Below are 15,641 nucleotides of genomic sequence, written 5' to 3' on the forward strand. Positions count from 1 at the left end.
GGCTTGTAAGGCTTTCATTGAACGTATCAATCTCGATCCAGTGGCCATTATTCAGCGACTCTGGCCCAAATTTGAATTGGACCCTGATTTCGAAAAACTTCTGGTCTCATAATGACTTCAGTTTAGAAGCGCGCGCGTTCACAATATTGGTTGAAATTGCCGTCATCGTCACAATTGAGGGCGTCATGCGCGGAGTCGCAGAAGGTGTGCTGACATGAAAATGCTTTAGCAGTTGTTTGAAAAGGGGTCAAAGATCTCCCCAGGCCGCTCGAAAGCTGTAATTCAGGCCTGGAAACTCGCCTGATGCAGCGAGGCACACCATGAAGACCCAACAGGCCCATGGACAAGACTTTTAAAACGGTTTCTTAGCAGATTCTCTCACCTTTTTGCAAAGTCTCGTTGTAGTACTATTCTGACATAATGACATAATGACATGAAATTACTCACCTTCCAGGCTAAACGTTTCTGGTGGCGCAGCTTCTCCAAGACCCTGGATGAGGTGGATGAGATCCAGGTTGAGGAGGAGGTTCGCGATGCGGTTGTTGTCTTCTATCAGGTGGAAGCAACGGACACGGGGAACCGCAGCGCCGTATTTCGCAAGACCCTCAAGCATATCAAGTGGCTTGCCAACAAACGTGGTTTCAAAAACGTGGTCTTGCATTCCTTTACCCACCTGGGCGGCGAAAATGCCCCGCCCGAATTTGCCCAGGCATTCACTGAGGACCTGGCCGAGCGGCTGCGCAACACCGGCTACCAGGTCTGGATCACGCCGTTTGGCTATTTCAACGAGTGGGACCTGAGCGTCTATGGCGAGAGCCTGGCCAAGGTCTGGAAACAGATCTGACGATTGACCAGGTGCGGGACAGGTTGCCTGGCGGGGAGTTGCCAGGGGGAAAAGAGCAGGAGAGGCAATCAGTTCCAGGAACGCAGCGGCAGGCGAGCCTGGACGTCCAGGTCCCAGCCGCTGACTAATCCTGCGTTCCACCGGTAGTGTCCGGCTGCGCCGATCATGGCCGCGTTATCGGTACACAGCCAGACAGGAGGGACCGAGACCTCAGGGCAAGGGTAGTCCGAGTGGGATACGGCGTTGGCCAGCCGGCGACGCAGTTCGAGATTGGCTGCCACCCCGCCACAGACATTGATGTGTTTGACCTCGAAGTGCCGGGCTGCGCTGAGGGTTTTGCTCACCAGGGCATCGGCCACAGCCAATTGAAAACTGGCTGCGACGTCGCGTATCATCTGCACGGCCCGGGCAGTATCGTCATCAGGCTCCCGTGTTTCCGCATCCCCGTGTCCCCGTGTCCCTGCGTCCCCGCGTCCCCGTGTCCCTGCGTCCCCGCGTCCCTGCGTCCCGGCGTCCCCTGCAGACTCGGCATACGCCTCAGGCCAGGCCTGGTCGTCGAGCAGAATCTGCTGTTCGCGAACCAGGCGCAGGACGGCCGTTTTCAGCCCACTGAAGCTGAAATTGTAGCGGTGTTCGGGCCTGTTCGTGAGTGCCCGGGGAAGATCAAAGGCGGCGGAATCACCGCCCACTGCGACTCGTTGGATTACCGGACCACCGGGATAGGAAAGGCCCAGCAGCCGGGCTACCTTGTCAAAAGCCTCGCCGGCCGCGTCATCCAGTGTCCCTCCCAATCTTCGATAGCGACCATGATCTTCCATCAGGATCAGTTCCGTGTGTCCCCCGGACACGATGAGAATCAAAACAGGGAATGAAGAATTGTCAATTGTCAATGCCGGAGTATTGACCGACTTATCCTGCTCTCCCGGGCCTTCAAAACTTCCCTGGCCCGCGGGAGTGATTTCTGGACGAAGCCAGTTTGAGTAGATGTGCCCCTCCAGGTGGTTGACTCCGATCAGAGGCAGGTTGCGCATGAAGGTGATGCCCTTGGCTGCGTTGACACCCACCAGCAGGGAGCCAGCCAGCCCGGGGCCCTCGGTGACCGCCACTGCATCCAGGTCTGTCCAGTCGACGGCAGCCTCCGCCAGTGCCTGTTCGATGACAGGGGTGATCGACAGTACGTGCTGACGGGAAGCCACTTCGGGAAAGACGCCACCGTAACGGCGGTGGAGCTCGATCTGAGAGGCCACGACATTGGATAATATGGTGCGGCCATCTGTCACAACAGCGGCCGCGGTCTCGTCACAGGAAGTTTCGATGGCAAGAATCGTTGACATAAGCGCTTATTCGGGCGGGGCCGTTTCCTGCAGCGGCTGGATCTCAAAGGTGGGATCCTGGCCATCTTCGGAGAGCGACAATGGGTCCTCCGTGGTTTTGCCGGCGCCTGCCACTGTTTGGATGCGTCGATGCAGCATGCGCAGGTTTTGATCTACCCGGTTCCCGTTGTCGGGCAGGTGATGGCGATAGCGCTGCGCCACTGCCAGCCATTTCTCGGCATTGACAAGCTGTCCGCTTCGGTAAAAGAGCTCACCCAGGTGGGCAGCAGAGATGGCGTCGTGGGGCGAGTAACGCAGGACTTGCTGCAGCCGCGTGATTTCCTTCTCGTCACCCTCGCGACGAACGAGCGATAAACCGATATCGAAAATCGTGTCCGGGTCGTAGCGTTCCGCCCTGTGGCGGATCAGCGCGTGGCTACGAGGCAGGATCATATCCAGGCGACATGCAACTCGCAGGTGCAGGGTAGTCTTCTGCTCACTATGCTCGACATTCAGGATAATCTCCTCGCCACCTGCTACAATGGCGTCCATAGGTTTCTCGACGTCGCCCAGAGAAATGCGATCAACGTAGACAGGATGCAGCCCATCGTTGCGCACTCGAATCTGCTGATCCGCGGCGGTCACGTGCACCTGGTTGATCACGTCGCTGTGGGCATCGGAACCAACCGCCACCTTCTGGGGCAGGGGAAAGAAAACGTCGAGCAACTCCAGGAAATTGGCGGAGTACTCCTTCAAAACCCCGACATGTTCGTGAATCTCGTTGTCCTCTACTACCTCCATGACCACCCGGCTGCCCACATAGGCCTCCAAAAGGGTGTCGTAACTGGTGCCTACATAGCCGATCAGAGATCTGCTCATGTCCTTCAAATAGACCTCACTGGTTTCGGAAATCATGGTAGTGGCCGGTTTGCGCGTTCGCCCGATCACCACACCCAGGCCTTCGCTTAAAGAGTCGGAGGCTGTGCTCAAGAAATTGCGTGTCGATCGCCACAGACGCCGTCCGATTCCCGGGTGGAAGCTTCGCTGAAGATCCTTCGCCCGCTGTTTACGTTTTTCCTCGGTCAGATTGCGTGCGTAGCGATAGATGGCCTGAAGGTCCTGGTATTCGTCCTTGTAGAAGATGTAACTGGTTTCGAGATGTTTGTCGTCAAGGACATCGGAGCGGTAGATCAACTCAAAACCGGTGGGATACAGGTCCATCTCACCCCACATAACCCGGTTGTCCTTCCTTTCAACCGTTATGTGGAACCCATCGAAATCTTTTAGACAACGATCGCGATGATTTGAGCGAATGTAGGAACCGACCAGCGTTGCCAATAGGATTACTACAAGGGTAACAATGAAGGACCAGTCAACAAGGCCAGGTAGCACAGCAGTCACCTCTAGACGTCAAGTGGATTCTGAAAATCGAGTTGGAATAATCACTCACGGTGTCTAACAGTTAAACGAAGGTTCCTGGCGAATTTGACACAAATTGCCAACCAGATGTGAAGACATGACCGATCGGTCTTGTCCGGGGGCCGATGACTGCTTTCAGTCTTCGTCAACCTCCAGGAGTTCGATCAGAACGCCGTGCATGCCCTTTGGATGGAGGAAAAAGACCCGTCCCCCGGCAACCTTCACCGGGGTTTCGTTGATAGGTTGGGCACCCCTGGCCTGCATTTCTGCCAGGGCGGCATCGATGTCGGGCACTTCCAGGCAGATATGGTGCAGGCCCTCCCCTCGCTTTGCCAGATACCTGGCAACACCAGACTCGCTGGTAGTAGGGCTGATCAGCTCGATGAGGCTGTCACCGGTGGGCAGGAGAGCGATTTCTACCTCCTGCTCTTCCACTACCCGGCGTTCGCCAATGGGCAAACCGAGAAGATCATGATAAGCCTGCAATGAGGCATCCAGATCGTTAACGACGATAGCAATGTGATTGATTTTTTTAATCATGGTCTGGTTGTTCCTTCAGGGCACCAAGTTCTGTTCGCCAACGTCAGTCTGGCACAATCTGCCATTCTTCCTTCTCCGGGTCGAACTCGGACAGCGAGCTGGGCGGCAATTTGACGTACTTGCCCCTGGCGGTCACCGCCGCCGTGCCATCCGGCAGCAATATCCGGCCTTCTCCCTCGAACATGCGGCGACTGTCTTTGATGACGCGGCCGGTCGCCTCCAACTCCACGCCAAGTGGCACGGGCTGACGGTAGCGGATGGTCAACTCGGCGGTGACGCCCCACATGTCATCGCCATATTCGATGCGAATCACGCGACCGATCATCTCATCCAGGATGCCGGCCAGCACGCCGCCGTGAAAACGACCCGGATAGCCCTGATGGATGTCCTGGCCTGTGAAACGAGCCAATATTGTGCCATCCTCTATTTCGTAGAAGAAGACCTTGACGCCGGCAATGTTTTTCATGCCGCAGACAAAACACATGCGGCTATTGGGTTGTTTGTTCATGCTGTGATCCTTTTTTCCTACACCCACACATCTGGCTGATGTTCGCCAAAGACCCCGCGCAATACCCCGCAGATTTCGCCCAGCGTGACGTGGTTTTCCACGCACCGGACAAAGAGGGGCATCAGTGGTGCGCCGGGATCGCCGGCCGACTGCGCCAGCAGGTTCAACAGGTCATCGACTCGTGCCTGGTCCCTGTTCTCCCGGACCTGCCGCAGGCGCGCGATCTGCTCGGCCTGTACTGCTGCGTCCACCCGCAGAAGGTCCGGTTCAGGTTGCCCGGAGGCTTCCGAGGCAAAGCGGTTCACACCGACAACAACCTGGGTGCCCGCTTCGATGGCCATGTGGGCGCGATAGGCGGCATCCTGGATCTCCCGTTGCATGAAGCCCTGTTCGATGGCTTTCCGGGCGCCACCGATGGCGTCGATCTTTTCGATGTATGCCTGCGCCCGGCGCTCGATCTCGCCGGTCAGGCTCTCGACAAAGTAGGAGCCTGCCAGGGGGTCTATTGTGTTGGCCACGCCCGACTCGTGGGCGATGATCTGCTGTGTGCGAAGGGCGACCTGCACGGCATTCTCCGAGGGCAGGGCCAGGGCTTCGTCCATGGAATTGGTGTGGAGCGATTGGGTGCCTCCCATTACGGCCGCCAGCGCCTGCAACGTGACCCGCGTCACGTTGTTTTCGGGTTGTTGGGCGGTCAAGGTGCTTCCGCCGGTCTGGGTATGGAAGCGCAGTTTCCAGGAAGCGGGGTTTTGGGCGTTGAATCGGTCCCGCATGATCCTGGCCCACAGCCGGCGGGCCGCCCGGAATTTAGCGATCTCCTCGAAGAAATCATTGTGGGCGTTGAAGAAGAAGCTCAAGCGACGGGCAAAGAGGTCGACGTCCAGTCCTGCGTCTATGGCGGCCTGCACGTAGGCGATGCCATCGGCCAGGGTGAACGCTACCTCCTGCACCGCAGTGCTGCCTGCCTCTCGAATGTGATAGCCGCTGATGCTGATAGTGTTCCAGTTGGGAACCTGATCACTGCAGTAGCGAAAGACATCGGCGATCAGCCGCATGGAGGGCTGGGGTGGGAAGATGTAGGTGCCACGAGCCAGGTATTCCTTCAGGATATCATTTTGAATGGTGCCCTGCAACTGGCTGCCGGGCACACCCTGCTTTTTGCCCACGGCGATGACCATGGCCAGAAGGATGGCCGCGGGGGCATTGATGGTCATGCTGATACTGACCTTATTCAGAGGGATGCCTTCCAGCAGGGTTTCCATGTCGGCCAGGGATGAAATCGCTACCCCCACCTTGCCGACTTCCCCCATGGCCAGCGGGTGATCCGCGTCGTAGCCGATCTGCGTCGGCAGGTCGAAGGCTACACTCAGGCCGGTCTGGCCCTGGGCCAGCAGGTACTTGTAACGCTGGTTGCTTTCCAGGGCTGTGGCGAAACCGGCATATTGGCGCATGGTCCAGAAACGCCCCCGGTACATGGTGGGCTGCACGCCCCGGGTAAAGGGAAACTCACCGGGGAACCCGACGGTTTCCAGGTAGTCCCCGGCCGTCTCATCGACCGGTGTATAGAGACGATCCACCGGAATGGCGGAACTGGTCTCGAACTGCTGCTGGCGCTCCGGAAACCGGTCCAGAGTGTTTTTTAGGGTTCTGCCCGCCCATTCCTCGCGGGCTTCCGAAACTGACGAAGACATAAAAAACCTCGGCTGCCTGCCTGATTATTTTTCTTAAGCAGGATTTCGCAATGACGTAATGATATGATTTATTGGCAGGCATGTCAAGGCCGGGAAGGATCGTAGAAAAGCAAGCGTGCTGCCGGCATACATGGCATCGGGGGTGTAAAAGCCCCATTCGTGGCTGCTCTGGGTGGTGTCGGCATACACGCCGTCGGCGCCCGCCTGGGACACGTGCAGGCCATCGTCCTGGGCGTTACCCACTTCCAAACCGTGATAGTGGTCAGAATCAGCAGGGTTGATACACCCATTGTATCACAAATCACAGCCGGGAGGGGGTGAGATTTTCGTCAAGGGTGGAGGAAATGGTGGAAACTGTTGGAGCTCGCAGGAGTGGAAGGATCTCATAGAAGCTCCCACAAACTCCCATGAGATCCAATGAGCTCCTATGATCCCCAGGCCCTCTGGCCGAGTCTTCTTCGCCGTCAGTGAAGCGTGACCAGGGCTTCACCCTGGTCGACCGAATCCCCCGGGTGGATGAGGATGGTGGCTACCGTGCCGTTGCGGGGCGCGCGTAGCTCGTTCTCCATTTTCATCGCCTCGAGGATCACCAGGCTCTGGCCTGCCTCCACCTGTTCACCCTCCTCGACCAGCACTTTGACCACCAGGCCGGGAATAGGTGCCTTGATGGCCGAGTCCACCGTGCCGGCTGAAAGCTCGCCGCTGGATTCCCCAAGCCGGTAAAGACGCTCGTCAAAGATCTCCACCTCGTAGCCCTCATAGCCCTGGCCGGAGATCATGACCCGGAAGCTGTTGCGTTCCGTCTGCCTTACGTGCACCTCGAAAGATCGATCGTTCAACAGCAGGGAGTAAAGATCCAGGCTGCCGATCTTCTCCAGATCGGTTCGAAGTTCCTCTCCATCCACCCGGACCAGGTTGCCTTCCTCGACCTCGATTTCCAGCGTGTTTCCGCTGCCAATTGGAGAACCGGTTGGCGTTATCGTAGCAATGTACTTCATGGTGGAGCTCTCTTTTAGGAAAGGAAGGTTCGTTTCCAATCCAACGGTCGTTTCCAGGCTGAACCGGATCGACCATCTTGATCGGTCAGTATGGTTGCCTCTCGTTCACGCTCATGGACGACCAGCGCAGCCGCTATGGCAGCTGCCAGTTCCAACTCCGGCCTTTCGACATAGGTGACGTCGAAGCGGTCCTCCAGAAAACTTGTATCATAGGTGCCCCACTGGAAGAGAGCACTATCCATTACCTGCCGGTGAAAGGGAAGTGAAGTTGTTACTCCGCCTATCCGGTATTCACGCAGGGCCCGCCGCATGCGCAGGATTGCTTCGGCCCGGGTTTCGCCCCAGACGATCAGCTTGGCGATCATGGGATCGTAGTACAGGCTTATCTCAAATCCCTCGTAGACGCCACTCTCGACCCGAACACCGGGTCCCGTAGGCTCCTGCAGGGTTGTCACCACCCCGCCCGATGGCATGAAGTTGTTGATGGGGTCCTCGGCCGTGATGCGGCACTCGATCGACCACCCCTTGGCTTGAATATCCTCCTGGCGCCAGCGCAATCTACGCCCATCGGCGATGGCCAGCATTTCCTTGACGATATCCACGCCGGTCACCATTTCTGTCACAGGATGCTCTACCTGGAGCCGGGTGTTCATTTCCAGGAAGTAGAACTCGCCCTGCTGGTCAACCAGGAACTCCAGCGTACCAGCATTGACATAATCGACCGCACGGGCAGCTTTGATTGCGACTTCACCCATGGCAGCCCGCAGTTTCTCATCTACAGCGACCGAGGGGGATTCTTCGATCAGTTTCTGGTGGCGGCGCTGGATCGAACACTCTCTTTCGCCCAGATGTATGACGTTTCCCTGGCTGTCAGCCAGAATCTGGATCTCGATGTGGCGCGGGCGTTCGATGCGTTTCTCCAGGTAGACGGTGTCGTCGCCGAAGGCGCTGAGGGCCTCTCGGCGGGCGGCGCCCAGCGCGGTTTCCAGTTCGTTCTCCGAGCCTATGAGTCGCATGCCCTTGCCACCACCGCCGGCGGACGCCTTGATCAACAGCGGATAGCCGATTCTCTGTGCTTCCGCGGCAATTTCGCCATCGCGCAGTCCTTCGGCCGAGCCGGGCACGACTGGTACGCCTGCTGCCATCATCGTCCGGCGGGCGGTGACCTTGTCTCCCATACGACGCATGGCATCTGGTGTCGGTCCAATGAAAGCGAGTCCCTCGTCAATGCAGGTCTGAGCGAAGTCGGCATTTTCGGCCAAAAAGCCGTAGCCCGGGTGGATGGCATCGGCACCAGATCGCCGGGCAATATCGATGATGCGGTCGATACGCAGGTAACTCTCGCTTGAAGGCGCAGGTCCCAGCCGGTAAGCCTCGCGGGCATAACGCACATGCAGCGCGTCCCGATCGGCGTCTGAGTAGACAGCTACGCCCTGCAGGCCGCGTTCCTCACAGGCTCTCAGGATTCGTACAGCGATTTCGCCACGATTGGCGACCAGTATCTTCTTGAACATCGTTTCTTCCTAAGCTGGACAAGCCAGAGGAACGCTGATTACGCAGACCTCCGGCGCAGAGGTCGCCGATCTTCTAGCTCACGCACCGCCTAGCTAGCTCACGCACCGTATGCTGACGTCACGCACCGCTTGCTGCCTCTCGGCACGCCTGCTGGCGTAGCGTGCTGGCGTGCTGATCTTTTTTGATCTTGTTTGGATTGATCAGCGAGTATCAGCGTTCATCTAGCGTCATCTGCGGTTACGCTGGTGGGCGGAGGGCAGGGAGACCCTGCCCCTACCCGGCGACCAACCGACCGTGAATGCAAAAAAAACGTTTTATGATCGCACCTGGCCCGATATCTCCATGGTCACAAAAACCAGGTCGGGCGCAAAAGACTGGGGTGGCAGGCCGTGGAACCAGCGCAGGGTTCCAAAGGCTGGGCTAACAGGATTCAAGTAGAGGCGCTGAATGTCGACGATGGTACCGCTCGTGGGTTTCCACAGCAGGGTGCCAGGTTCCAGCGCCAGCAGGCCAGCCAGGGGCGCCGTTCCCATGATCCAGTTGCCCTGGGTCAGGTTGTATGGCGTGGTGATTTCACCTGAGTCCAGATCGGGATCAATCAGATCCATGCGCAGCGGCACGCCGCAATCGACCAGGACCTGGCAGACGGTAGTTCCCTGGCTTTGCCAGGTGTCGAATTGATCTACCCGACCACTGAATACGCAACGATCCAGGCTAAAGGGTTTCAAAATGGATCGCCCCGGCGAGTCCCGCCGAATCCATCCACAGCCATCCTCCTGGTTGGTCGTTAACAGTCCGGCATCAAACTGCGCGCTGATGGGCAGACCGACCATCAATCCAGAGCGATCGTTGGCAGCATATTGGTTGTCAGAAAGAGAGAATGTGATTTGCATGATTGTATAGGCTCCCGCGTCAGCTGCTCTCCGTCAATGACAGTTACCATTCTCTACAGCGGCATGTTGCCATGTTTCTTGGGTGGATTGCTATCCCGCTTGTTGCGCAACATCTCCAGCGCGTTGATCAGCCGGGGGCGCGTTTCCCTGGGTTCGATCACATCGTCGATATAGCCCCGGGCGGCAGCCACATAGGGATTGGCAAACTTTTCCCGGTACTCCTCTACCAGCTCGGCCTTGCGGGATTCAGGGTCTTCGGCTGCCTCCAACTCTCTGCGATAGAGGATATTGATGGCGCCGTCGGGTCCCATGACAGCTATCTCGGCTGTGGGCCAGGCCAGGTTGATATCGGCCCGAATATGTTTGCTGCTCATGACATCGTAGGCGCCGCCGTAGGCCTTGCGGGTGATTACCGTCAATTTGGGGACCGTGGCCTCGCAATAGGCGTAGAGCAGTTTGGCGCCGTTGCGGATGATGCCACCATGTTCCTGGGCCGTGCCTGGCATAAAGCCCGGAACATCCACGAAGGTGACGATAGGAATATTGAAACAATCGCAGAAGCGAACGAAGCGGGCTGCCTTGGTGCTGGAATCGATGTCGAGAACGCCGGCGAGGACAGCAGGCTGCTGAGCCACGATGCCGATGCTGTGACCACCCAGCCGCGCAAAGCCTACGATGATGTTCTGGGCCCAATGTTCGTGGACCTCGAGGAAATCGCCGTCGTCAACCACGTGACGGATGATTTCCTTCATGTCGTAGGCTTTGTTGGGATTCTCCGGCACGATTGTGTCCAGAACCTCATCCATCCGCAGGGGATCGTCGGTCGGCTTGACAAAAGGTGGATCCTCCATGTTGTTCTGGGGAAAATAGCTCAACAGCTTTTGCGCCACGAAGAGGGCATGTTCCTCGCTGTCCATGGCAAAATGAGCGACCCCGCTTTTGGCGGCATGGGTCAATGCCCCACCCAATTCTTCAAAGGTGACCTCTTCATGGGTCACTGTTTTGACCACCTGCGGGCCGGTCACAAACATGTAACTGGTATCCTGAACCATGATAATGAAATCGGTGATAGCGGGCGAGTAAACGGCGCCTCCTGCACAGGGACCCATGACCAGGCTGATCTGGGGGATGACCCCCGAAGCCAGCGTGTTGAGAAGGAAGATGTCGGCGTAACCGCCCAGGCTGACCACCCCTTCCTGGATGCGGGCACCGCCGCTGTCGTTGAGGCCAATAACAGGTGCACCTACCTTCATGGCAAGATTCATGATCTTAATGATCTTCTCCGCAAACGCTTCCGAGAGGGAACCGCCGAAGACGGTGAAATCCTGAGAGAAGAGATAAACCAACTGTCCATTGATCGTGCCATAGCCGGTGATGATTCCATCGCCCAGAATTCGCTGCTTTTCCAGACCAAAATCATGGCTGCGGTGGGTGACCAACATGTCAAGTTCGCGGAAGCTGCCCTTGTCGAGCAGGAATTCCAGGCGTTCGCGAGCGGTGAGCTTGCCTCGCGCGTGTTGCCGGGCAATCCGTTCCTCGCCACCGCCCAGCAAGGCCTGTTCTTTCAACGCACGCAGTTTCTCAGTCTTTGCATCTGGGGTCAAGCGTACCTCCAGGGAGGGAGTCAATGGTCAATTCCGCATTGCGGTAGACGGTGGACTGGAGAGTTGATGTCATCATGTCATGATTCCATGCGGTTGGAGATCAGTATGTTGACATGTCAACATGTTGCTCCTAAAACAAACTGATCATGCCCGTCAGTGTCAGCAGCACGATCAGGATTGGCTGGTGGATCAAATAGATCAGCAGGGAGTTCTGGCCCATCAGGCGCAGGCCTCTGACCAGCACGTTTTGCGACAGGTCGGGCAGGGGAAAATGCCGTTCGCCGCCCGCATAAAGCGTATTGCCGATGAGAATACCCAGCACAACCCGGGCGTACCAGGGAATGATCGGCGCCCAGTCGAAGACAGCGCCCGGCGACTGGTCCAGGCCCAACCAGCCGAGCCAGCTGATGTTGGGATTCAACACGGGTAGTAATTGTCCCAAAACCAAAATGGCGATTCCCAAAAAAAGGTTGAGCCACTTGAAGCGCAGCAAGGGATAGGAAATGATGATTGAAACGCCGATCAAGTGAAGGATTCCGAAGCGCACGAAAACAGCAGGGTTGACAAAAAAGGTGACCAGCGTGATCAGCATACCCCAGGAAAAGACCTGCAGGCCCCTTATCAGATATTTTCCGAACAGATTGCCGCTGCCGCCGCCCTGCCGCGCTGCGTTGTAGCTCAGGGTCAGGGAAAGACCTACCAGGCCGAGAAACAGGCTGGCCGTGATATTCTGCCAGGTCTTCCAGAATGGGCCGAACAGGTCAATGGGATAGCTACCAAAGGCGTACAGGTCAAAGACCAGGTGGTAGATCACCATCATCATGATGGCAATCCCGCGAAGGAGGTCAATCTCCCACAGCCGGTCGCCGCGTGCCTGGCGCACCGGTGTGATGCTGGCGCGCATTCCTGTGAAATAGGTACTCAAAGCTGTCATGAGTTTGTCGCTGCCACGCGCAACAGGATCTTGCCGAAGTGTTGGCCACTCTGCAAACGTTCCTCGGCCATTCGAGCTTCCCGGAGGGGGAACACACTGTCTATTGGCGTGGCAAGCTTGCCACGGAAGAGCAAACCCATCACCGTTTCGAAGTCAGACTGGCTGCCCATGGTAGAGCCCAGGATACTCAGTTGCCTGCCAAATACCAGGTTGATGGGCGTGGCGCCTGCGTAGCCCGTGGTGCCTCCTACCGTCAGCAATCGTCCCCCGCGCTTCAGCGAGCGCAGGCTGTCCTGCCAGGTGTTTTCACCCACATTGTCTACCACGACGTCCACACCCTGTTTGTTGCTATGGAGAAATACAGCTTTTGACCAATTGGCCTGCTCGCTGCGGTCGACGACCCAATCGGCACCGAGTTCGAGCGCGCGGCTGGCTTTCTGCGAGTTGCTGGCAACCACCCAGACCGTCGCTCCAATCAGCCTGGCCAGCTGGATCGCAAAACTGTTGACACCCCCGCCAGCGCCGACGATCAACACGACCTGGCCCGGTTTCAGCTGCCCGCGGGTGACCAACATGCGCCAGGTGGTGACAGCGACAAGGGGTGCTGCGGCAGCCTGTTGCATCGAAAAATCGTTGGGGATCGCGATCAAGTTGCGGGCTGGCACCTTAACAAACTGGGCAAAGCTTCCCCTTATCTGTTCACCCAGGATGTGCCAGGAATCACACAGACTGTGCTCACCTTGCAGGCAGAAACTGCATTCTCCGCACCACATGGTGGGGTTTGCGGTTACTGCCTGTCCGGCGACCCAGCCCGTCACCTGTGTCCCGGTGGCGACGATCTGGCCGCTGAAGTCGGCGCCGGGAATGTGGGGCATTTCCAGGGTCAGGCCTTTCCAGCCCGTTATGACAAACTGGTCAAGCCGGTTGAGGGCAGCAAACGAAACGCGGACCAGTACCTCATCCGCTGCGATGACCGGGACCGGCAGGTTATCGACGAATTCGAGGGCATCCAGATCGCCGTGCTGATGGAAAACAATCGCTTGCACTAGGTGTTGATCAACTCCTGCCATTCGCCGGTGAGATCGTCCCAGCGGGCGCCGTAATAGATGTGATCAATCCCGTTTGGATCGCGATAGACCAGGTCGGTCGTTGTGAAAGATCGCCTCAGGCAACCGATGTTGCCCAACCAGCTAACCTGGCTATCATCTATTGGCCGGTCCTGATCCAGATGCATACGAAGAGCGTAATGTCTCAGGCTGCCTTCCTTCAGCAAGTCGGGCTGCCAGAGGCGGCTTTCCACGTGCTGATTGCCGAGGTTATGGAACTTGAACAGGGGATCGGTACCGTTCTCAAAGACCTCGACGACTTCCAAACCTGAGCGGGGCAGTGGCACGGTTAGCAACTGCTGCCATTCCGGCTGAAGCTTCTCGCAGGGCACATTCTGGAAGAACAGATCTCGTCCCTGCCGGTTTCTGAATACCAGATTGCCGCGAAGGCCGTCATCGGTTCGGACAAGGGACTCTATCCCCATGTTGCCACGCCAACGCACCTGGCGTCCCGATGGCAATGGCTCTGCGTCGATGCCGGCCGGCGGGTCAAAATCAAACAGTGCATCCCAGGCTGAGCTAATCCAGCTTACGGCGACTGCGTGGAAGATGCGTTCGATGTGCCCCTCCCCATTGCGAAAGACCAGGTCACACTTGACGCGATTGTGTTGATCGTAGACCTCGTTTTCGCGGTAAATCCGCAAGAGACCAATCTGATCTCGCCAACGCACCTGATGTTCCAGGTCGGCCAGGTGGCCGCGGGTTTCCTGGTGCAATTTGATGGCGTAGAGCCAGACTGAGGTCGCGGTGTGCTGCGAAACCAGGCTTTCTCTGCCAGTGCGCAGATCCACTACCCGATAATACTCCCTGTCGCCTCGCAGGGAAACTCCGGCGACCTCGACCCCGGATTTGGGTTGTTCGACACCTGTGCTAAGCATTTTTACCTGGCCGTTAAAACGGGTTTCCTGGCCGGGCGCTGAACTGCTCTCGGCGTGAACAAGGTCGATAATGTCGCCGTGGGATGCCAGGATAGTAGCGCCATCCTGTCTCACGTAGATCTTTCGCTCGTCATTGTCCCTGAGATAACAGGGTTTGCGCTGGGCCTCCTGTACGTCGATTTGCACGACTTCCTGTCCTTCGTAGGGCACGATATCCACCGACCATTCCGGTTGGGGGAAGACCCGCTCGGCGACGGCAGATTGAAAAGCGCGCATTTCCCGGGCAGCATCGATCAGACCTGTAACCGGCTTTTCCGGGTCGGGATCGATACCGAGGAAGATAGTGCCACCGCCTGCATTGCTCAGAGCTGCAACGTGACAACAGAGATCATCCAGATTTTCCGCACAACCGGCACACAGAATCTGATGATCGGACGGGCCAGCGCTGCGCACGTCTGCGATGTGGTTGTAGCGGGCCACATCTGAAACGAATGGCACTCGGATCCGGTTGAAGTCGTTGCTCTTGAACAGGTCAAGCAGCCCATCGAACGTGGCCTCTGTCAGCAGCACTTCGGTGGGTCTGTCGCCGATACCCCAGCGATGCATTGAGGCGTCATGATCCTGCACAAGGCGGTGGGCATCGGAACTCTGAATGCAATGCATTCGGCGCTCGTAGCCCAGATTGGACCCGTCGTACCAGCGAGGGCTGGAGAAGCCCTGGAGCTGCGTACTGTGAAAACTGGAAAACTCAAGCGCGTGAAGATATTCGTTTTGGGTTGCGCTCACGCGTGCTGTGCCGGTGGGCATATTGCTGGCGATTTCCAGAACCCCCGTCGGTGAGTTGATGTGCGCCCCGATGACAATGCCCCCAGCCTGATTGATGATCTTGTAGGCCTCGAGATAAGCCTGGGAGCCTGGCAGAGAAGTAGTTCCCAGCGACATTTTCTCATAGGGAACACCGAGCTGGTGCAATACTGCCTTCAGTTGCGGAATGCTCGTTCGATCGTCCGGCGGGAAAACGCCCAGGATGTGTGCGCCAAAGCGGGTTGTAAACTCAAAGCCGGGCAATACGGCGATTTGTTTTAGGAGTCTATGGTATTCGTCAAGCTCTTCCTGTTCGTCGTCGCGCAGCCGCCCGCGCTGCCTGAGTTTTTCCAGAAATTCGATTTCGTCAAAGATTGCCTCGTAACCGGCAATGGTGTTATGGTCTGTTATGGCGATAATGTCCAGGCCCCGGCGCTCTGCTTCCTGCAACACTTCAAGATAGGACGTCTCTTTTTGAACGTAGTCCTCGGAAGCGGGTGTATGGAGGTGTAAATCCATTCGATACCAGCGCATGGCCCCGGATGAAGAATCGGTCTCAAACATTACAGTAGTTCTCCAGTTCTTCAGAGTTTT

General features: G+C 57.4%; 15 protein-coding genes. 2 read left to right on the forward strand and 13 right to left on the reverse strand.

The window, feature by feature from the left end:
* On the forward strand, positions 1-218 hold a 218-nt coding region (locus U9R25_04340; protein MEA3335114.1), incomplete at its 5' end, for a hypothetical protein.
* A gap of 215 nt (positions 219-433) precedes the next feature.
* On the forward strand, positions 434-844 hold the full coding sequence (locus U9R25_04345) for a threonyl-tRNA synthetase editing domain-containing protein (GenBank protein ID MEA3335115.1): 411 nt from the start codon (positions 434-436) through the stop codon (positions 842-844).
* A 68-nt stretch (positions 845-912) separates the two neighbouring features.
* On the opposite strand, the gene tsaD is transcribed toward U9R25_04345, so the two are convergent.
* The 13 genes from tsaD to U9R25_04410 all read right to left on the reverse strand — a co-directional run bounded on the left by tsaD (position 913) and on the right by U9R25_04410 (position 15,611).
* Complete coding sequence (gene tsaD / locus U9R25_04350; protein MEA3335116.1) at positions 913-2,178, reverse strand: tRNA (adenosine(37)-N6)-threonylcarbamoyltransferase complex transferase subunit TsaD; 1,266 nt, start codon at positions 2,176-2,178, stop codon at positions 913-915.
* Between the two features lie 6 nt (positions 2,179-2,184).
* Complete coding sequence (locus U9R25_04355) at positions 2,185-3,549, reverse strand: hypothetical protein (protein ID MEA3335117.1); 1,365 nt, start codon at positions 3,547-3,549, stop codon at positions 2,185-2,187.
* Between the two features lie 162 nt (positions 3,550-3,711).
* A complete protein-coding gene (mce, locus tag U9R25_04360) occupies positions 3,712-4,116 on the reverse strand; it encodes a methylmalonyl-CoA epimerase (GenBank protein ID MEA3335118.1) in 405 nt (134 codons plus the stop codon).
* A gap of 43 nt (positions 4,117-4,159) precedes the next feature.
* A complete protein-coding gene (locus U9R25_04365; protein ID MEA3335119.1) occupies positions 4,160-4,624 on the reverse strand; it encodes a PaaI family thioesterase in 465 nt (154 codons plus the stop codon).
* A 17-nt stretch (positions 4,625-4,641) separates the two neighbouring features.
* A complete protein-coding gene (locus U9R25_04370) occupies positions 4,642-6,315 on the reverse strand; it encodes a methylmalonyl-CoA mutase family protein (GenBank protein MEA3335120.1) in 1,674 nt (557 codons plus the stop codon).
* Positions 6,316-6,348: 33 nt separating this feature from the next.
* Positions 6,349-6,558, reverse strand: a complete 210-nt coding sequence (locus U9R25_04375; protein MEA3335121.1) for a hypothetical protein — start codon at positions 6,556-6,558, stop codon at positions 6,349-6,351.
* Between the two features lie 221 nt (positions 6,559-6,779).
* Positions 6,780-7,313, reverse strand: a complete 534-nt coding sequence (locus U9R25_04380) for a biotin/lipoyl-containing protein (GenBank protein ID MEA3335122.1) — start codon at positions 7,311-7,313, stop codon at positions 6,780-6,782.
* Between the two features lie 14 nt (positions 7,314-7,327).
* Positions 7,328-8,827 (reverse strand): acetyl-CoA carboxylase biotin carboxylase subunit, encoded by a 1,500-nt coding sequence (gene accC, locus U9R25_04385; protein MEA3335123.1) that lies wholly within the window; start codon positions 8,825-8,827, stop codon positions 7,328-7,330.
* A gap of 315 nt (positions 8,828-9,142) precedes the next feature.
* Positions 9,143-9,721: a hypothetical protein gene (locus U9R25_04390; GenBank protein ID MEA3335124.1), complete on the reverse strand. Its 579-nt coding sequence runs from the start codon at positions 9,719-9,721 to the stop codon at positions 9,143-9,145.
* 53 nt (positions 9,722-9,774) lie between these two features.
* Complete coding sequence (locus tag U9R25_04395; GenBank protein MEA3335125.1) at positions 9,775-11,325, reverse strand: acyl-CoA carboxylase subunit beta; 1,551 nt, start codon at positions 11,323-11,325, stop codon at positions 9,775-9,777.
* A 130-nt stretch (positions 11,326-11,455) separates the two neighbouring features.
* The gene (locus U9R25_04400) at positions 11,456-12,259 is read right to left on the reverse strand and encodes a heparan-alpha-glucosaminide N-acetyltransferase (protein ID MEA3335126.1); all 804 of its coding nucleotides are present in this window, start codon (positions 12,257-12,259) and stop codon (positions 11,456-11,458) included.
* Positions 12,256-13,305, reverse strand: a complete 1,050-nt coding sequence (locus tag U9R25_04405) for a zinc-binding dehydrogenase (protein ID MEA3335127.1) — start codon at positions 13,303-13,305, stop codon at positions 12,256-12,258. Before U9R25_04405 ends, U9R25_04400 begins: the two co-directional genes overlap by 4 nt.
* Entirely contained in the window at positions 13,305-15,611 is a 2,307-nt protein-coding gene (locus U9R25_04410; GenBank protein ID MEA3335128.1) for a putative DNA binding domain-containing protein, read from the reverse strand. Before U9R25_04410 ends, U9R25_04405 begins: the two co-directional genes overlap by 1 nt.
* Positions 15,612-15,641 lie beyond the last annotated feature (30 nt).

The organism is Chloroflexota bacterium (assembly GCA_034717495.1).
In the GTDB taxonomy this organism is placed as follows: Bacteria; Chloroflexota; Anaerolineae; order JAAEKA01; family JAAEKA01; genus JAYELL01.